Source organism: Pseudomonas sp. NY8896 (assembly GCF_039634505.1).
The window spans coordinates 4,990,404-5,009,611 of the sequence record NZ_CP132350.1 but is presented as its reverse complement, the minus strand read 5'-3'; the positions used below and the strand labels follow the sequence as shown (position 1 = coordinate 5,009,611).

The window sequence follows — 19,208 nt, the reverse complement described above, 5'->3', positions numbered from 1 at the left end:
GGGCTGGCCCTTTCGCGGGTAAACCCGCGAAGAGGCCGGTGCAGGCTTACTTGAACCTGCGCTCCACCCCTTTCTCGACCAGAATCTTCGCCGAAATCTCTTCCACCGAAAAATGCGTGGAATTGATGTTGGGAATGTTCTCCCTGCGGAACAGGCTCTCCACCTCGCGCACTTCGAATTCGCACTGGGCAAAGCTGGAATAGCGGCTGTTGGGCTTGCGCTCGTGGCGGATGGCGGTGAGGCGGTCGGGGTCGATGGTCAGGCCGAACAGCTTGTTGTGGTGCTTTTTCAGCACCGCCGGCAACTGCAGGCGTTCCATGTCGTCCTCGGTCAGCGGGTAGTTGGCGGCGCGGATGCCGAACTGCATGGCCATGTACAGGCAGGTAGGGGTTTTGCCGCAGCGCGACACGCCAACCAGGATAAGGTCGGCCTTGTCGTAGTAGTGGGTGCGCGCACCGTCGTCGTTATCCAAGGCGAAATTCACCGCCTCGATGCGTTCCATGTAGTTTGAGTTGCCGCCGATCGAGTGCGATTTGCCCACGGAATACGACGAATGGGCGGTCAATTCTTGCTCAAGTGGGGATAAAAACGAAGAAAAGATGTCGATCATGAAGCCATTCGACGTTGCCAGAATCTCGCGAATGTCCTGGTTGACGATGGTGTCGAAGATGATCGGGCGTACCCCGTCACGCTCGGCCGCAGCGTTGATTTGCTGGACCATGGTCCGCGCTTTGTCTGGCGAATCGATGTAGGGACGGGTGAATTTGTTGAACGGAATGCTCTCGAATTGCGCGAGCAGACTCTGGCCCAGGGTTTCGGCAGTGATACCGGTGCCGTCGGAGATGAAGAACGCGGTTCGTTTCATTTGCGATCTGGGCCTTAAGCTGATGAAGATTCTTGGATATGATAAATTCGGTTTGCCGAATGCGGCTGTCGACATTCTGCCACATTTGCAGAGCCTATTTTCCAGGTACAGGCCACAAACGCCCGGCCAAGTCACAGAAGACAGGCGGGCGCCTTTTGAGCTTTTCCAACACAGTTAGTGGAGAGATCACCTTGGTAGAGTACGTAGTTTCCCTCGATAAGCTCGGCGTCCATGATGTGGAGCATGTGGGGGGCAAGAACGCATCCCTGGGCGAGATGATCAGCAACCTTGCCGGTGCTGGTGTATCGGTGCCGGGCGGCTTTGCCACTACGGCGCAGGCGTACCGCGATTTTCTCGAACAGAGTGGTCTGAACGACAGGATTCACGCCGCGCTCGACGCACTGGACGTGGATGACATCAATGCCCTGACCAAAACCGGCGCGCAGATTCGCCAGTGGGTCATGGAAGCCGAATTCCCGGCACGCCTGGATTCGGAAATCCGTACGGCCTTCGCCGAAATGGCCGCCGGCAACGACAACATGGCCGTTGCCGTGCGCTCCTCGGCCACTGCCGAAGACCTGCCGGACGCCTCGTTTGCCGGCCAGCAGGAAACTTTCCTGAACATCCGCGGCGTCGATAACGTGATCCGCGCGGCCAAGGAAGTGTTCGCTTCGCTGTTCAATGACCGCGCCATCGCCTACCGCGTGCATCAGGGCTTCGACCACAAACTGGTCGCCCTGTCTGCCGGCGTGCAGCGCATGGTCCGCTCCGAAACCGGCACCGCTGGCGTCATGTTCACCCTCGACACCGAATCGGGCTTCCGCGACGTGGTGTTCATCACCGGCGCCTATGGCCTGGGCGAAACCGTGGTGCAGGGTGCAGTCAACCCTGACGAATTCTACGTACACAAGAACACCCTGCAGGCCGGCCGCCCGGCCATCCTGCGCCGCAACCTGGGCAGCAAGGCGATCAAGATGGTCTATGGCGAAGAAGCCAAGGCCGGCCGTTCGGTCAAGACCGTCGAAGTCGACCGTGCCGAACGCGCACGTTTCTGCCTGAGCGATGACGAGGTCAGCGAGCTGGCCAAGCAGGCCATGATCATCGAACAGCACTACCAGCGCCCGATGGACATCGAGTGGGCCAAGGACGGTGACGACGGCAAGCTGTACATCGTCCAGGCCCGCCCTGAAACGGTGAAGAGCCGCTCCAGCGCCAACGTCATGGAACGCTACCTGCTGAAAGAAAAAGGCACCGTGCTGGTCGAAGGCCGTGCCATTGGTCAGCGCATCGGCGCCGGCAAGGTTCGTGTGATCAACGACGTATCGGAAATGGACAAGGTCCAGCCGGGCGACGTGCTGGTCTCCGACATGACCGACCCGGACTGGGAGCCGGTGATGAAGCGCGCCAGCGCCATCGTCACCAACCGCGGTGGCCGTACCTGCCACGCGGCGATCATCGCCCGTGAGCTGGGTATTCCGGCGGTAGTCGGTTGCGGCAACGCCACCCAGGTACTCAAAGACGGCCAGGGCGTGACGGTATCCTGCGCCGAAGGTGACACCGGCTTCATCTTCGAAGGTGAGCTGGGCTTCGACATCAAGCAGAACTCGGTCGATGCCATGCCCGAGCTGCCGTTCAAGATCATGATGAACGTCGGCAACCCGGACCGCGCATTCGACTTCGCCCAGCTGCCCAACGCCGGTGTCGGCCTGGCGCGCCTGGAATTCATCATCAACCGCATGATCGGTGTGCACCCCAAGGCGCTGCTGAACTATGCGGGCCTGCCTGCCGACCTGAAAGACAGCGTCGACAAGCGCATCGCCGGCTACAACGACCCGGTTGGCTTCTACGTCGAGAAGCTGGTCGAGGGCATCAGCACCCTGGCGGCGGCCTTCTACCCGAAAAAGGTCATCGTGCGCCTGTCGGACTTCAAGTCCAACGAGTACGCCAACCTGATCGGCGGCAAGCTGTACGAGCCGGAAGAAGAAAACCCGATGCTGGGCTTCCGCGGTGCTTCGCGCTACATCAGCGAATCGTTCCGTGACTGCTTCGAACTCGAGTGCCGTGCGCTGAAGCGTGTGCGCAACGAAATGGGCCTGACCAACGTCGAAATCATGGTGCCGTTCGTGCGCACCTTGGGCGAAGCCAGCCAGGTGGTCGACCTGCTCGCCGAGAACGGCCTGGCCCGCGGCGACAACGGCCTACGCGTGATCATGATGTGCGAGCTGCCGTCCAACGCCATCCTCGCCGAAGAGTTCCTGGAATACTTCGACGGCTTCTCGATCGGCTCCAACGACCTGACCCAGCTGACCCTGGGCCTGGACCGCGACTCGGGCATCATTGCCCACCTGTTCGACGAGCGTAACCCTGCGGTCAAGAAGCTGCTGGCCAACGCCATTGCCGCGTGCAACAAGGCCGGCAAGTACATCGGCATCTGCGGTCAGGGCCCATCGGACCACCCGGACCTGGCCAAGTGGCTGATGGAGCAGGGCATTGAAAGCGTGTCGCTGAACCCGGACTCGGTACTCGAAACCTGGTTCTTCCTGGCCGAAGGCCAGGGCGCGGCCTGATGCGGTAAAACGCGGGGGGCGTCTGGCGTCCTCCCGCCTGGTTTTTTCCAGGGCGAGCTCCAGCAATGGACCCCGCCCTTTTTTGTGCACCAAGCAACCTTATGCAAAGCAGCAGCATTCTTTTCCCCGTGGCCCTGCTCAGTGCCGAGCGCCGCGGCGACCTCAGCGAAGACGTGTACCGGATCAAGGCCGGCAACGGCCCGGACCCCAGCGTCGAACTGGCCGTCACCCGGCTGGGGCTAGCCGACCAAGGCCAGGCTCAGGGCGTGCCGGTCATTCTCCTGCATGGCAGTTTTTCCAATCGGCGTTTCTGGTATTCGCCCAAAGGGGTTGGTCTGGGCGCCTACCTTGCGCGCGCCGGTTTCGATGTGTGGATCCCGGAAATGCGTGGCCACGGCCTGTCGCCGCGTAACCAGGCCTGGAAGCACAACAGTGTTGCTGCGTATGCCCGTGAAGACCTGCCACTGATCAACGCATTCGTGCGCGAACAGTCGGGCCAGGCACCGCATTGGGTGGGCCATTCTCTTGGCGGCACCACGCTGGCGGCCGCCTTGGGCGGTGGTTTCCTGGCTGCCGAGCAGGTGGCCAGCGTGGCACTGTTCGGTACACAGATCAGCCGCGTCTATTGGCCGCTGAAAGTGCCACCGCTGGCCTGGGGCGCGAAACTGCTGCTCAAGCGCTGGGGGCAGATATCGGGGCCGCGCTTCAAGCGTGGGCCGGAAGACGAGCCCATAGGCCTGGCTCTGGAGAGCATGCGCTGGCACGGTCTGTTCGGGCGTTTTGGCGACAAGAAGCACGATTGGTGGGCGGGGCTCGCAGAGGTGGATGTGCCGTTGCTGGCGGTGGCCGGTGCGGGCGACTTCCAGGACCCAGTATGGGCCTGTCGCAAGCTGTTCGAGCAGTTGGGTGGTGAGCGCAAGCAGTTCCTGCGGCTGGGGCGTGAGGAAGGCTTCGATGCCTTCGGGCATGTCGACATGCTGGTAAGCAAGGCCGCGCAGGTGCAGGTATGGCCGCTGGTGGAACGCTGGTTGCGCGACCCGCTGTTGCCGGTGCATGAGTCCACCTTGGCAGTGGAGCCGGTGCCCGCCAGCTGACTCTGCTCTGCCTGTACCGGCCTTTTCGCAGACGCGCCCGCGAAGAGGCCGGTACAGGATGAATACAAATGACTGCCCGGTCCCGGATGACTGCGACAGCCTCCACGGTGTAGCCTTGGCCGATACCCGCTTTCGTTGTGACTGACAGGAGCTTCCCATGCAGCATTACGTAACGCCCGACTTGTGTGACGCCTACCCGGACCTGGTGCAAGTGCTGGAGCCGATGTTCAGCAATTTCGGCGGCCGCGATTCGTTCGGTGGTCAGATCGTCACCATCAAGTGCTTCGAGGACAACTCGCTGGTCAAGGAACAGGTCGAACTTGACGGCAAGGGCAAGGTGCTGGTGGTCGATGGCGGTGGTTCGCTGCGCCGTGCACTGCTCGGCGACATGCTGGCCGAAAAGGCCGCCAAGAATGGTTGGGAAGGCCTGGTGATCTACGGTTGCGTGCGTGACGTCGACGTGTTGATCCAGACCGATGTCGGCGTGCAGGCCCTGGCCAGCCACCCAATGAAAACCGACAAGCGCGGTATCGGCGACCTCAACGTGGTGGTGGCCTTCGCCGGGGTAACATTCCGCCCGGGCGAATACGTATATGCCGACAACAATGGTGTTCTGGTATCGCCAAGCCCGCTGGAAATGCCGGAGTGATGCGCCGCACGCGCTGATGGAGCTTTGATGTTCGAGGAAGACAACGCGCAGTGGGGGCTGGTGCATGCCCTGGTGCTCGATGGCAGAGGCGGCGCGCGCTCGATTGCCCGTACCGAACTGGACGACCTGCAGCTGCAGCCGGAGCAGAGCCTGTGGCTGCACTGGGACCGCAGCCATCCGCAAACCCGCACCTGGCTGTTGCATGACAGCGGCCTGAGCGAGTTTGCCTGCGACCTGCTGTTGGAAGAAAACACCCGGCCACGCCTGCTGCCCATGGCGGACGAACAGCTGTTGCTGTTCCTGCGCGGGGTCAACCTGAACCCCGGCGCAGAGCCCGAAGACATGGTTTCGGTACGTATCTTCGCCGAGGCTCAGCGGGTCATCTCGCTGCGCCTGCGGCCGTTGCGTGCCAGCGACGAAATTCTGCAGCTGCTGGAGCAGGGCAGGGGGCCGAAATCCGCCTCTGAGCTGTTGCTGTTGATGGGTGAACTGCTGACCGAAAAGGTCCAGGGCCTGGTCAGTGACCTGTCCGAGCTGGTCGACCTGGAGGAAGAAAAGGTCGAATCCGACGAACGGTATACTCCAGAGCAAGGCAGCCTGCAGCAAATTCGCCGCCGTGCCGCCGGCTTGCGCCGCTTCCTCGCCCCACAAAGGGAGATCTACGCCCAGTTGTCGCGCAGCAAATGGAGCTGGTTCGCCGATGCCGATGCCGATTACTGGAACGAGCTGAACAACAGCCTGATCCGCTACCTCGAAGAGCTGGAACTGACCCGCGAGCGTGCCGCGCTGGTGCTGGAAAGCGAAGACCGCCGGCGTAGCGAGCGGATGAACCGCACCATGTACCGCTTCGGCATCATCACCTGCATCTTCCTGCCCATGAGCTTCATCACCGGGCTGCTGGGCATCAATGTCGGCGGCATACCCGGGGCGGATAATCCTTTGGGTTTTTTGTTCGCCTGCATCGTTGTGCTAGGGCTGGCGGTGGGGCAGTGGTGGCTGTTCCGGCGGTTGCGATGGGTCTAGGCGTGCATTTTGAAACATTCGTCCCAATCGGATGTGTGACCCATTGCCGGGCTACCTCGTCTCTTGCTGATACTGCGCGAGGTGCCTATGCACGATCCGTTTGAAGAATCCCTGCGCGACCTGCTCAAAGCGTCACCCTCCGGCAATGACCGGGATGACCGGGACGATGCCGCTTGCCTGGGTCGCGTGCTGAAAACCGCCAACCGCCAAGTTGGCGCGGGCGATCTGTTCAGCCTGCTTGGCCGCTGGTGCCAGGCGCTGCTGATTGCCGTGAACAATGGCTCGGCGCATGTCGCGCCGGTGCGTCGACACTCTTCCCGCAACGCTGCCACTGGCAGCAAAGCAGATAAGGCCGATTGAATATGGAACTCGATCTCTGGACCCAGAGCCTGGTCACCGCGATGACCGCCCTTTGGACCAAGGTGGCGAACTTCATCCCTAACCTGTTCGGCGCGCTGGTCGTGGTGCTGCTCGGTTTCGTGGTGGCCAAGCTGCTCGACACGCTGCTGTCCAAGCTGCTGGCCAAGTTTGGCCTGGACCGCCTGATGGCCGGCACTGGCCTCACCAAGATGCTTGGTCGGGTTGGCATCCAAGTGCCGATCTCGACCTTGATCGGCAAGATCGTCTACTGGTTCGTGCTGCTCATCTTCCTTGTCTCGGCCGCTGAGTCGCTGGGCCTGGAACGGGTTTCGGCCACCCTCGACATGCTCGCCCTGTACCTGCCCAAGGTATTCGGCGCCGCCCTGGTGCTGCTGGCTGGCGTGCTGCTGGCACAGGTTGCCAACGGTCTGGTTCGTGGCGCCGCCGAAGGTATCGGCCTAGAGTACTCGGCGGGGCTTGGGCGTATTACCCAGGGCCTGGTGATCATCATCAGCATCTCGGTAGCCATCAGCCAGCTGGAGGTGAAAACCGACCTGCTGAACCACGTCATCGTTATTGGGCTGATTACCGTTGGTCTGGCCGTTGCGCTGGCCATGGGCCTCGGCAGCCGCGAAATCGCCGGGCAGATCCTGGCCGGTATTTATGTGCGCGAGCTGTACCAGGTAGGCCAGCAAGTGCGGATTGGAGAGGTCGAAGGGCATATCGAGGAGATCGGTACGGTGAAGACGACGCTGCTGACCGATGATGGCGAAATGGTGTCACTGTCTAACCGCGAGCTGCTTGAACAGCGTGTCAATAGCCGCTAACCGCACAAAAGCTGTTAATGTATGCCGCCGCGAAATTCGACCCACGGGGTCGGCGCGGCGACATTGACCTGACTGTCGGCCAGATTCGTTTTGAATAAAGTTCATTCGCCGCCCATGCGTTATGACCCCCGCGAGCTCACCGACGAAGAGTTGGTGGCGCGTTCGCATGAGGAGCTGTACCACGTTACCCGCGCCTATGAGGAGCTCATGCGGCGCTACCAGCGGACCCTGTTCAACGTCTGTGCGCGTTATCTGGGGAACGACCGGGACGCGGACGATGTCTGTCAGGAGGTGATGCTCAAAGTGCTGTATGGGCTGAAGAACTTCGAGGGTAAATCCAAGTTCAAGACCTGGCTCTACAGCATCACCTACAACGAGTGCATTACCCAGTACCGCAAGGAGCGCCGTAAACGTCGGTTAATGGATGCCTTGAGCCTGGACCCTGTTGAAGAGGCGTCTGAAGACAAGGCCCCGAAGCCGGAAGAAAAAGGCGGGCTGGACAAGTGGTTGGTGCATGTGAACCCGATTGACCGGGAAATTCTGGTGCTACGTTTTGTCGCAGAATTGGAATTTCAGGAAATTGCCGACATCATGCACATGGGTCTTAGCGCGACGAAAATGCGTTACAAGCGCGCGCTAGACAAGCTTCGTGAGAAATTTGCTGGCCTCGATGAAACTTAGTGGCGTGCAAATATCTCTAACGGATCGGCGAGTTCTGCTAGACTTGCCGTCGAGTTGTCCCCCTTGTTTGTGGTGGGACTGCTTAACTATCACCAGATGGGGATTTAACGGATGAAATTGAAAAACACCTTGGGCTTGGCCATTGGTTCGCTCGTAGCCGCCACCTCGATTGGCGCTATGGCACAAGGTCAAGGCGCCGTCGAGACCGAAGTTTTCTACAAGAAAGAATTCTTCGACAGCCAGCGCGACTTCAAGAACGACGGCAACCTGTTCGGCGGCTCGATCGGTTACTTCCTGACCGACGACGTTGAACTGCGTCTGGGCTACGACGAAGTGCACAACGCTCGTGGCGAAGACGGCAAGAACATCAAGGGCTCGAACACCGCCCTGGACGCCGTTTACCACTTCAACAACCCGTACGACGCTATCCGTCCGTACGTTTCCGCTGGTTTCTCGCACCAGTCGCTGGGCCAGACCGGCCGTGGCGGTCGTGACCACTCCACCTTCGCCAACGTTGGCGCTGGCGCCAAGTGGTACATCACCGACATGTTCTACGCCCGTGCCGGCGTAGAAGCTCAGTACAACATCGACCAGGGCGACACCGAGTGGGCCCCAAGCGTTGGTGTTGGCCTGAACTTCGGCGGTAGCCCGAAGCAAGCCGAAGCCGCTCCAGCTCCAGTTGCTGAAGTTTGCTCCGACTCCGACAACGACGGCGTTTGCGACAACGTCGACAAGTGCCCAGACACCCCGGCCAACGTTACCGTTGACGCCGACGGCTGCCCGGCTGTTGCCGAAGTCGTTCGTGTTGAGCTGGACGTCAAGTTCGACTTCGACAAGTCGGTCGTCAAGCCAAACAGCTACGGCGACATCAAAAACCTGGCTGACTTCATGAAGCAGTACCCACAAACCACCACCGTGGTTGAAGGTCACACTGACTCCGTGGGTCCAGACGCTTACAACCAGAAGCTGTCCGAGCGTCGTGCCAACGCTGTCAAGCAAGTCCTGACCCAGCAGTACGGCGTAGAATCCAGCCGTGTTGACTCGGTTGGCTACGGCGAAACCCGTCCGGTTGCTGACAACGCCACCGAAGAAGGCCGTGCTATCAACCGTCGCGTTGAAGCTCAGGTAGAAGCTCAGTCCAAGTAATTGGCCTGATGTTTCATGAAAAACCCGGCCTCGGCCGGGTTTTTCTTTGCCTGGGTTTTATCCGGGCTCAAAGGCTGCTCCTGTAAGGACAGGCATTCAGCCCGCGATTGCGTCCAGTCGCAGAATCTGCTGCTCCCCAACCACCTCTCCAATCACCAGCACTGCCGGGCTGCGCAAGCCAAACCCGTGCGCATCCTCGACCATTCTCCGCACGTCACTCCTGTGCGCTCGCTGTTGCAGCAATGAAGCATTCTCGATCATCGCCACCGGCATCCCTGGCGCCATACCGCCATCCAGCAAGCCCTGGCGCACCTGCTCCAGCCGCGCTACCCCCATGTACACCACCAGCGTCGTGCCGCCCTGGGCCAATGCCGCCCAGTTCAGTGCGCTGTCATCCTGGGTATGCGCCGTCACCAGCGTGACGCCCCGGCTGACACCGCGCGAAGTCAGGGAGATCCCGCACTGCGTTGCGCCGGCCAGGCCGGCGGTAATGCCGTTGACCAGCTCTACCTCGATGCCATGCCCGCGTAACCACAGCGCCTCTTCACCGCCACGGCCAAAGATGCAGGGGTCGCCGCCCTTGAGCCTCACCACGCAGCGGCCCTGTCGCGCATGGCGCAGCATCAGGCGCTGGATGAACGCCTGCGGTGTAGAGCGGCAGCCGCCGCGCTTGCCCACGGCAATCACCCGTGCTTGCGGGCAGTGCGCCAGCACCGCCGGGTTGACCAGGTCGTCGATCAGGACCACGGCGGCTTGCTGCAAAGCTCGCACAGCCTTGAGGGTGAGCAGTTCGGGGTCACCAGGGCCGGCACCCACCAACCATATTTTTGCATTCATCGAGGTGTCCTCATCGGCAAGTTCCGTCAGCCCTTGAGCAGGGTAAGCAGCAGTATCAGATTGATCAGCAACGACAGCAGGGCCAGCGTGCGCCACACTTTCACCGGCTCGCGCTCAAGCAGTGGGCGTGGTCGGCTGGGCAGTTCCTGACGGTCGCCGCGTTCGAGCAGCAGCAACCAGTGCTCGGCGGTTTCGAAGCGCTGGGCAGGGTCGACCGCCAGGGCCTGTTGCAGGTTGTGCTGCAACCATTCCGGCAGGTCGGGGCGATAGCGCGAGGCGTTGACCGGCTGGCCGAAGCGCGGGCGTTGAAAGGCTTCTATCTCGCCGTACGGGTAGTGGCCGGTCAGCAGGTGGTACAGCGTCACGCCCACTGCATACAAGTCCTGGCGCGGGCTGGGTGGCAGGCCATCGAACGCTTCCGGGGCAATGTACGAGGGCGTGCCGGGCAGCTCGTGCCGCGGGTCTTCGGACAGGCCCGGGCAATAGGCCAGGCCGAAGTCCAGCAGGCGCAGTTGGCCATCGCGGCCCAGGTGCAGGTTGTCGGGCTTGATGTCGCGGTGCAGCAAGTTGCGCCGGTGCAGCACGCCAACTGCCTGTAGCAGTTGCCGAGCGACCTCCAGCCATTGCGCCAAAGGCAGCGGGCCGTGTGCGGCCAGCAGTGCCGCCAGGCTTTGGCCGGGGTATTCGCGCATCACGTAGTACAGGTGCTGGCGCTGACTGGCGGCGTGCAGCTCGGGGAAGTGCCGGCCAGCGATGCGGCGCAGGAACCACTCCTCCAGCAACAGGCCTTGCGCTGCCCCCGCTTCCTGTTCGCGCGCAGCGGGCAGGGTTTTGAGCAGCCACGGTTGGTTCTGGCTATCGCGCACTTGGTACAGCAGGGACTGGCGGCTGTGTGCATGCAGTTTTTCAACCTGCCAGCCGTCTATCACCTGGCCTTCACGCAGCGGGCCGGGCACTGGCCATTCTTGCAGCTGTGCCAGGGTATCGCCCAGGTTGGCTGGGCCCAGTTGCTCGACGTGCACCAGCAAGGCGCTGGCGTTGTCCTGGCTGCCATTGAGGTGCGCGCTGGCAACCAGGGTGTCGGCGGCCAGTTGCAGATCAGGCTGCTCGCGCAGCACGGCCTGGATGTGTTGCTCGCCCAGGCTGGCCCAGACCCCGTCGCTGAGCAGCAGAAAGCACTCGCCCGGCTGCAGCTCGCCTTCCAGGTAATCCACCAGCAGGTGCTGGTCCAGGCCCAGCGCGCGTTTGAGTACGTGCTGCATGCCCGGCTGGTCCCATACATGGTCTTCGCTAAGGCACTGCAGGTTCTCATCGTGCCAGCGGTACACCCGGCAGTCGCCAACGTGGGCCAGGGTAAAGCGCCGGCCGCGCAACACCAGCGCGCTAAGGGTGGTCAGCAACGGCTGGCCGCTGCCCTGGGCACGCAACCAGCGGTTTTGCGCCAGCAACAGGCGGTCGAGGGCCTGGGCGACGCTCCAGGTGGCCGGAGTGGCGTAGTAATCCAGGGCCAGCGCCTGCAGGCTGGCTCGCGCTGCCAGGCCGCCGTCGGCGCATTGGCTGACGCCATCGGCCAGGGCGAACAGGTAGCCTTTGCTGGCGGCCAGCTCTGGCGCCGGGGTAACCAGGCGCAGGGCGTCCTGGTTTTCCGCGCGAGGCCCAGTGGCGCTGGCTTGGGCAAAGCTCAATTGCAGGCTCATCTCAGACCCGTGCTGCCGTGACTGCAGCCGAGCCCCAGGTGGTGCGCCAGCGCTGTTTCACGCCATGCAGGCCAAACCACGCCAGCAGGCCCAGGCTGGCGAACAGCCACAAGCCAAGTTGGTAGTCGCCGGTGTGCTGCTTGATAGTGCCAAGCCCGGCCGCCAGCAGGAAACCGCCAATGCCGCCGGCCATGCCGATCAGCCCGGTCATTACACCGATTTCCTGGCGAAAACGTTGCGGCACCAGCTGGAACACCGCGCCGTTGCCGGCGCCCAGGCCAAGCATGGCGCTGACGAACAGCGCCAGTGCGGCTGCGGCAGAGGGCAGGTTGAAACCAACTGCGGCGATGCAGATAGCTGCCACGCTGTACATGCCCAACAGGGTACGGATGCCGCCAAAACGGTCAGCCAGCGCGCCGCCGAGCGGGCGCATCAGGCTGCCGGCGAACACGCAAGCTGCGGTGTAATAGCCGGCGGTGATCGGGCTCAGGCCGTACTGGTCGCTGAAATAGCCGGGCAGGGCGCTGGCCAGGCCGATGAAGCCACCGAAGGTGACGCTGTAGAAGAACATGAACCACCAGCTGTCTCGGTCACCCAGGGCCTTGAGGTAGTCGGCCATGGCTTTCGGTTTGGGCCGTTGTGGGGCGTTACGCGCCAGCAGGGCGAACACCGCCAGCGCCAGTGTCAACGGGATCAGCGCAAAGCCGAACACATTGTTCCAGCCAAAGCCTGCAGCCAGCGCCGGCGCCAGCAGGGCGGCGAACACGGTGCCGGAGTTGCCGGCGCCGGCGATGCCCATGGCCTTGCCCTGGTGCTGTGGCGGGTACCACTGCGAAGCCAGTGGCAGCGACACAGCGAACGAAGCACCCGCGAACCCCAGAAACACCCCCAGCAGCAGCGCTTGTTCATAGCTGTGCACGCCCAGGTGCCAGGCTGCGGCCAGTGCGACGATAACCACCACCTGGCCGATCAGGCCGGCGGTCTTGGGTGACAGGCGGTCCACCAGCACGCCCATGGCAAAGCGCAGGATAGCCCCGGCCAGGATCGGCATGGCCACCATCAGGCCCCGTTGTTGTGCGCTCAGTTGCAGGTCGGCAGCAATCTGCACCGCCAGTGGGCCCAGCAGGTACCACACCATGAAGCTGAGGTCGAAGTACAGGAACGCGGCGAACAGCGTGGGCACATGCCCGGATTTCCAGAAGCTGGTACTCATCGAACACCTCACTCGGCAATGCAACGGAACGAAAAAGACGCCGCCACCCGCTCCACGGGGGTGGAGGGGAGAGCGACGTCTTTGTCGGGATTTAAGTGGGGCAACCGCCGTTGGCTACCGGTGATGTTTGTTCAGCAAGAGATGGGCCAAGTGTTGGCGTGCCTATGGGTTTTCAGTGCCTGTGAGGTCTCAGGCCAGGCGCATTACCCCAGCATCTCGTGCATGGCAATGATCTGTTCGGCCACCTGGATCAGCTTCTGCTGCCGGCTCATGGCCTGTCGGCGCATCAAGGTGTACGCCTGCTCTTCGTTGCAATCCTTCATCTTCATCAGCAAGCCCTTGGCCTGCTCGATACGCTTGCGCTCGGCCAGTTGCTGATCGCGCGCCAGCAGCTGCGCTTTCAGTGCCTGGTCGCTTTCGAAGCGGGCCATGGCCACATCCAGGATCGGCTGCAGCCGCGCCGCATGGATGCCCTCTACGATATAGGCGCTCACCCCTGCCTGTATCGCCTGACGCATCACTCCGGGGTCGTGCTCGTCAGTAAACAGCACGATGGGGCGTGGCTGGTCACGGCTGACCAGTACTACCTGCTCCATCACATCGCGGTCGGGTGAGTCGGTGTCGATCAGCACCACGTCCGGGCGCACTGTTTCGACGCAGGCGGGCAGGTCGATGGTCAGGTCTGGGGCTTCGATGACTTCGAAGCCTGCCTCGCTCAATGCTGCCTTGAGGCGGCCGAGTTTGTTCTGGGTGTCGTCGATCAGCAGGATGCGCAACATGCTGGTCTCCCTCACAGGCCGACACGGGCATTGGGCTGGTCGCCCAAGGCGTGCAGGCTGAAACTGCGGGCATAGCCGTAGGGGTCGCTGCCGTCCCAGCGGGTGCCGTCGATCAGCAGGCTGCTGCGCATCGGTAGCTCCAGGCAGGCGATGCCCAGGCTTTGCGCGGCCTCACTGTACAGCCGCAGCTGGTGGACCTGACGGGCCACGCCCAAGTAGTCGGGGTCTTCGCGCAGCAGCCCCCAGCGGCGGAACTGGGTCATGAACCACATGCCGTCGGACAGGTAGGGCCAGTTGGCCCGACCCTGGTCGAACAGGCGCAGGGCGTGCGGGTCTTGCCAATGGTTGCCCAGGCCGTCCTGATAGTGGCCGAGCAGCCGCGGTTCTATGGTGTCCAGTGGGGTATCCAGATAGGCGCTGCCACTGAGCAGTTGCGCGGTGCTGCGGCGGTTTTCCGGGCTTTGCTCGATGAACCGGCTGGCCGCGAGGATCGCCTTGATCAGCGCGCGGGCACTGTTGGGGTATTGCTCGGCAAAGGCGCGCGCGCAGGCCAGGACCTTTTCCGGGTGATCCGGCCAGATCGACTGGCTGGTGGCCAAGGTGAAGCCTTGGCCCTTGGCCACAGCGTCGGCGGCCCACGGTTCACCCGCGCAGAAACCGTCAATGCGCCCGGCCTGGATGTGTGCAGCCATCTGCGCCGGTGGCACCACTACGCTGTCGACGTCGCGCAGTGGGTGGATACCTTGGCTGGCCAGCCAGTAATACAGCCACATGGCATGGGTGCCGGTGGGGAAGGTCTGGGCGAATGTCAGGCGTGCGCCATGCTGGTGCACCAGGCGCGCCAGCGCTTCAGGGTTGGTCACGCCCTTGCGCTGCAGGGCCGGCGACAGGTTGATGGTCTGGGCGTTCTGGTTCAGCCCCATGAGCACGGCCATGTCGTAGGCGGGCACGCCACCGATGCCCAGGTGTACGGCGTAGACCAGGCCATACAGGCAATGCGCGGCGTCCAGTTCGCCGCTGACCAGCTTGTCGCGTAACCCGGCCCACGAGCCCTGGCGCTTGAGATTGAGAGTAAGGCCGTGCTGCTGGGCGAAGCCCTGGGTGGCGGCGACCACTACCGACGCGCAGTCGGTCAGGGCCATGTAACCGATGTTCAGGCTGGGCTTTTCTGGCGCGTCGCTGCCGTTGACCCAGGCCAGGGGCGTTGCTCGGGGTGCGGTGTTCACAAGGGTCCTCGCCAGTACTGATAAGGCTGTGGGTGGATTGGTGCAACCCATGTGCCAAGCGCTCCCACGATTTGCTGTCCTGCCAGGCCCGTGCTGGCTATAATCGCACCCTCACTCACCCTGAGCCTTGCCCGTCCATGTATACCCTGGCCCGCCAGCTGCTGTTCAAGCTTTCCCCGGAAACTTCCCACGACTTGTCCCTGGACCTGATCGGCGCCGGTGGCCGTCTCGGCCTCAACGGCATGCTGTGCAAGCAACCGGCGGCATTGCCGGTTTCGGTCATGGGCTTGAACTTCGCCAACCCGGTTGGCCTGGCGGCTGGCCTGGACAAGAACGGTGCGGCCATCGACGGTTTCGCCCAACTGGGTTTCGGGTTTGTCGAAATTGGCACTGTCACCCCGCGTCCGCAGCCGGGCAACCCTAAGCCGCGGCTGTTCCGTTTGCCGGAAGCCACGGCCATCATCAACCGCATGGGCTTCAACAACCTGGGCGTTGATCACCTGCTAGAGCGGGTACGTGCCGCGCGCTACAACGGGGTGCTGGGCATCAACATCGGCAAGAACTTCGACACGCCAGTCGAGCGTGCCGTCGATGACTACCTGATCTGCCTCGACAAGGTGTACACGGCTGCCAGCTACATTACGGTCAATGTCAGTTCGCCAAACACTCCGGGCCTGCGCAGCCTGCAGTTTGGCGATTCGCTCAAGCAGTTGCTCGATGCCTTGGCCGAGCGCCGCGAGCAACTGGCCGTCACCCATGGCAAGCGTGTACCACTGGCAATCAAGATTGCCCCGGACATGAGTGATGAAGAAACCGCGCTGGTGGCCGCTGCGCTGATGGCGTCGGGCATGGATGCGGTGATCGCCACCAACACCACGCTGGGCCGTGAAGGTGTCGAAGCGCTGCCGCATGGTGGCGAAGCGGGGGGGCTGTCGGGCGCGCCGGTGCTGGCGAAGAGTACCCACATCGTCAAGGTGCTGGCAGGCGAGTTGGGTGGCAAGTTGCCGATCATTGCCGCCGGTGGCATTACCGAAGGCCGCCATGCCGCCGAAAAAATCGCTGCGGGGGCGAGCCTGGTGCAGATCTACTCGGGCTTCATTTACAAGGGGCCTGCGCTGATCCGCGAGGCGGTGGACGCTATCGCCGCCATGCCACGGGTATAATCGGCAGGCAAAAAAAGGGCCCCATCAAGGGGCCCCTGGGCCTTCGCCCGCCGCCCGGATGGGGCGTGCATGGTAAATCGAATTCAGTGTCCTCGATCAGCCAACGGCGTGATTTTCGTTGAGTCTATGGATGCCAGCGGTGCCAGTCATTCCGTCCCAGTTATCACCGCGACCTTCGCGCCAGCCGTTGATCCAGGCTTGGCGAACAGAAGGAAGATTGAACGGGCAAAGTTCGCGGGATTTGCCGGTGACCCCGTATTGGTAGCCACGTGAATATGCTCTTTCCAACGGATCACGCTTAAGTCTTCTCATAGGGTGTTGCCCTCACTTGTTGACTGTAATGTCCCGTCGGCCTCTCCGAGGCCGGGCAGAGTCTTTCTGCCGGTTTGCGCTCGCTGCCGGCGTGGCGAGCTGAAGGTGCCGCCTCGTTGCGATGCGGCCTAAGACCAGTTCTAACGAATGCGAGTCACGGTGTGAATGATCAATTTGTCATAAGCACGTAACCTTTCTGAGGGTGAAAGGATAAGTAAATAAATGCGACTCAACCTTATTTGGCGTTGAGCCCGCTATGATCGGGGTTTGCCGATCAATGACGTCATTTGGCCAGCGGTGCTCGCGGATGACAGAAATAATTTGAAATGCGACGAAGGGTCACATCTGCCCGGCAATCGCCAGAATTTCTCGTACTGCCTGATGATCTAAGCTGTCTTTGCCACTTGGCCAAGCGTGGCTCGGTCAGGCGGCCCGGCCTTTCGCGGCACGCTTTCGTGCCAAAAAGGGTCACCCGCACGTCTGCTGGAAAGGCGTGCGGGCAAACATCGCGGGGCGATGCGTTGCCTCGTCAGTCAAATAGCCCAAGGCTCTGGAATACTCATGTCGGACCGTTTCGAACTTTATCTCACCTGCCCTAAAGGCCTTGAAGGCCTGCTTGCCGAAGAGGCCAAGGGCCTTGGCCTTGAAGAGGTGCGCGAGCACACCTCGGCCATTCGCGGCGCCGCCGACATGGAAACCGCCTACCGCCTGTGCGTATGGTCTCGCCTGGCCAACCGGGTACTGTTGGTACTCAAGCGCTTCAGCATGAAGAACGCCGATGACCTTTACGATGGCGTCAATGCCGTCGACTGGGCCGACCACCTGGCGGCTGACGGCACGCTGGCGGTTGAATTCAGCGGCCATGGCTCGGGCATCGACAACACCCACTTCGGTGCGCTGAAGGTCAAGGATGCGATCGTCGACAAGCTGCGCAATCGCGAGGGCCTGCGCCCGTCGGTGGAAAAGATCGACCCGGACGTGCGCGTGCACCTGCGCCTGGACCGCGGCGAGGCCATCCTCTCCCTCGACCTGTCCGGCCACAGCCTGCACCAGCGTGGCTACCGCCTGCAGCAGGGCGCCGCGCCATTGAAAGAAAACCTGGCGGCAGCGGTGTTGATCCGTTCCGGCTGGCCGCGCATTGCCGCCGAAGGCGGCGCACTGGCCGACCCGATGTGCGGCGTGGGTACCTTCCTGGTCGAGGCGGCGATGATCGCTGCCGACATCGCCCCCAACCTCAAACGTGAACGCTGGGGCTTCAGTGCCTGGCTCGGCCACGTGCCGGCGTTGTGGCGCAAGGTGCATGACGAAGCGCAGGCCCGCGCGCAGGCTGGCCTCGCCAAGCCACCTCTGTGGATCCGTGGCTACGAGGCCGACCCGCGGCTGATCCAGCCGGGCCGCAACAACGTCGAGCGTGCCGGCCTGGGCGACTGGGTGAAGATCTACCAGGGCGAAGTCAGCACGTTCGAGCCACGCCCGGACCAGAACCAGAAAGGCCTGGTCATCAGTAACCCGCCCTACGGCGAGCGTCTGGGTGACGAGGCCAGCCTGCTGTACCTCTACCAGAACCTCGGCGAGCGCCTGCGCCAGGCTTGCATGGGCTGGGAGGCGGCGGTGTTCACCGGCGCACCGCAGCTGGGCAAGCGCATGGGTATTCGCAGCCACAAGCAATACGCGTTCTGGAACGGCGCCTTGCCGTGCAAGCTGTTGCTGTTCAAGGTGCAGCCTGACCAGTTCGTCACTGGCGAACGCCGTGAGGCGCAGCCTGAAGGCACCGAAGTCCGCCAGCAGGCCCCGCAGGCCAGCGAGCCGGCGCGGCTGTCGGAAGGGGCGCAGATGTTTGCCAATCGCCTGCAGAAAAACCTCAAGCAACTGGGCAAGTGGGCCCGTCGCGAGCAGATCGACTGCTACCGCCTGTACGATGCCGACATGCCCGAATATGCCCTGGCGGTCGACCTGTACCAGGACTGGGTCCATGTGCAGGAGTACGCTGCGCCACGTTCGATCGACCCGGACAAGGCCCAGGCCCGCCTGCTCGATGCGCTGGCGGCTATCCCGCAGGCGCTGGGCATTTCGCCGCAACGTGTGGTGCTCAAACGACGCGAGCGCCAGAGCGGCACGCGCCAGTATGAGCGCCAGGCGACCGAGGGCCGTTTCCAGGAGGTCAACGAAGGTGGCGTCAAGTTGCTGGTCAACCTTACCGACTACCTCGATACAGGGCTGTTCCTCGACCACCGCCCGATGCGCATGCGCATTCAGCGCGAAGCGGCCGGCAAGCGCTTCCTCAACTTGTTCTGCTACACCGCCACGGCCACCGTGCATGCGGCCAAGGGCGGTGCGCGCAGCACCACCAGTGTCGACTTGTCGAAAACCTACCTGGACTGGGCACGGCGCAACCTGGCGCTCAATGGCTACTCCGAGCGCAACCGCCTTGAGCAGAGCGATGTGATGGCCTGGCTGGAAGGTAACCGCGACAGCTACGACCTGATCTTCATCGACCCGCCAACCTTCTCCAACTCCAAACGCATGGAAGGCGTGTTCGACGTGCAGCGTGACCATGTGCAACTGCTGGACCTGGCCATGGCCCGCCTGGCACCGGGCGGCGTGCTGTATTTCTCCAACAACTTCCGCAAGTTCCAGTTGGACGAGCATCTGATGGCACGTTATGCCGTGGAGGAAATCACCGCCCAGACGCTGGACCCGGACTTTGCCCGTAACAACCGGATCCACCGCGCCTGGCGCCTGCAATTGCGTTGAGCCGACGAGGTACAT

17 protein-coding genes are annotated in these 19,208 nt (G+C 62.5%); 10 read left to right on the top strand and 7 right to left on the bottom strand.

Features of this window, described 5'->3' with window-relative positions:
* Positions 1–46 precede the first annotated feature (46 nt).
* On the bottom strand, positions 47–865 hold the full coding sequence (locus tag Q9451_RS22540) for a pyruvate, water dikinase regulatory protein (protein WP_012271263.1): 819 nt from the start codon (positions 863–865) through the stop codon (positions 47–49).
* Between the two features lie 191 nt (positions 866–1,056).
* Between Q9451_RS22540 and ppsA the strand changes: the two genes are divergently transcribed.
* From ppsA to Q9451_RS22500, 8 genes are all read left to right on the top strand, one after another.
* Entirely contained in the window at positions 1,057–3,432 is a 2,376-nt protein-coding gene (gene ppsA / locus Q9451_RS22535) for a phosphoenolpyruvate synthase (RefSeq protein WP_012271264.1), read from the top strand.
* Between the two features lie 101 nt (positions 3,433–3,533).
* On the top strand, positions 3,534–4,526 hold the full coding sequence (locus Q9451_RS22530; RefSeq protein ID WP_223296400.1) for an alpha/beta fold hydrolase: 993 nt from the start codon (positions 3,534–3,536) through the stop codon (positions 4,524–4,526).
* 157 nt (positions 4,527–4,683) lie between these two features.
* A complete protein-coding gene (rraA, locus tag Q9451_RS22525; protein WP_012271266.1) occupies positions 4,684–5,175 on the top strand; it encodes a ribonuclease E activity regulator RraA in 492 nt (163 codons plus the stop codon).
* Between the two features lie 27 nt (positions 5,176–5,202).
* Entirely contained in the window at positions 5,203–6,198 is a 996-nt protein-coding gene (locus tag Q9451_RS22520; RefSeq protein ID WP_012271267.1) for a zinc transporter ZntB, read from the top strand.
* A gap of 87 nt (positions 6,199–6,285) precedes the next feature.
* Positions 6,286–6,558: a hypothetical protein gene (locus Q9451_RS22515; protein WP_012271268.1), complete on the top strand. Its 273-nt coding sequence runs from the start codon at positions 6,286–6,288 to the stop codon at positions 6,556–6,558.
* 2 nt (positions 6,559–6,560) lie between these two features.
* Positions 6,561–7,385, top strand: a complete 825-nt coding sequence (locus Q9451_RS22510) for a mechanosensitive ion channel domain-containing protein (RefSeq protein WP_012271269.1) — start codon at positions 6,561–6,563, stop codon at positions 7,383–7,385.
* A 114-nt stretch (positions 7,386–7,499) separates the two neighbouring features.
* A complete protein-coding gene (sigX, locus tag Q9451_RS22505; RefSeq protein WP_003248665.1) occupies positions 7,500–8,066 on the top strand; it encodes an RNA polymerase sigma factor SigX in 567 nt (188 codons plus the stop codon).
* A 111-nt stretch (positions 8,067–8,177) separates the two neighbouring features.
* Positions 8,178–9,212: an OmpA family protein gene (locus tag Q9451_RS22500; protein WP_012271270.1), complete on the top strand. Its 1,035-nt coding sequence runs from the start codon at positions 8,178–8,180 to the stop codon at positions 9,210–9,212.
* Between the two features lie 96 nt (positions 9,213–9,308).
* Here the strand turns inward: Q9451_RS22500 and cobA are convergent, their stop codons facing one another.
* The 5 genes from cobA to Q9451_RS22475 all read right to left on the bottom strand — a co-directional run bounded on the left by cobA (position 9,309) and on the right by Q9451_RS22475 (position 14,964).
* Entirely contained in the window at positions 9,309–10,049 is a 741-nt protein-coding gene (cobA, locus tag Q9451_RS22495; RefSeq protein WP_012271271.1) for a uroporphyrinogen-III C-methyltransferase, read from the bottom strand.
* 26 nt (positions 10,050–10,075) lie between these two features.
* Positions 10,076–11,746, bottom strand: a complete 1,671-nt coding sequence (locus Q9451_RS22490; RefSeq protein WP_012271272.1) for a bifunctional protein-serine/threonine kinase/phosphatase — start codon at positions 11,744–11,746, stop codon at positions 10,076–10,078.
* Between the two features lies 1 nt (position 11,747).
* Complete coding sequence (locus Q9451_RS22485; protein ID WP_012271273.1) at positions 11,748–12,959, bottom strand: nitrate/nitrite transporter; 1,212 nt, start codon at positions 12,957–12,959, stop codon at positions 11,748–11,750.
* Positions 12,960–13,162: 203 nt separating this feature from the next.
* A complete protein-coding gene (locus Q9451_RS22480) occupies positions 13,163–13,738 on the bottom strand; it encodes an ANTAR domain-containing protein (RefSeq protein WP_012271274.1) in 576 nt (191 codons plus the stop codon).
* Positions 13,739–13,749: 11 nt separating this feature from the next.
* Positions 13,750–14,964, bottom strand: a complete 1,215-nt coding sequence (locus tag Q9451_RS22475; protein WP_041166425.1) for a CmpA/NrtA family ABC transporter substrate-binding protein — start codon at positions 14,962–14,964, stop codon at positions 13,750–13,752.
* 137 nt (positions 14,965–15,101) lie between these two features.
* Here Q9451_RS22475 and Q9451_RS22470 point away from each other — a divergent pair, with 137 nt between their 5' ends.
* Positions 15,102–16,127, top strand: coding sequence for a quinone-dependent dihydroorotate dehydrogenase (locus Q9451_RS22470; RefSeq protein ID WP_012271276.1), 1,026 nt, complete (start codon positions 15,102–15,104; stop codon positions 16,125–16,127).
* Between the two features lie 96 nt (positions 16,128–16,223).
* On the opposite strand, the gene Q9451_RS22465 is transcribed toward Q9451_RS22470, so the two are convergent.
* Positions 16,224–16,439, bottom strand: a complete 216-nt coding sequence (locus Q9451_RS22465; RefSeq protein ID WP_003248687.1) for a ribosome modulation factor — start codon at positions 16,437–16,439, stop codon at positions 16,224–16,226.
* 561 nt (positions 16,440–17,000) lie between these two features.
* Here Q9451_RS22465 and rlmKL point away from each other — a divergent pair.
* Entirely contained in the window at positions 17,001–19,193 is a 2,193-nt protein-coding gene (gene rlmKL / locus Q9451_RS22460) for a bifunctional 23S rRNA (guanine(2069)-N(7))-methyltransferase RlmK/23S rRNA (guanine(2445)-N(2))-methyltransferase RlmL (protein WP_012271277.1), read from the top strand.
* Positions 19,194–19,208 lie beyond the last annotated feature (15 nt).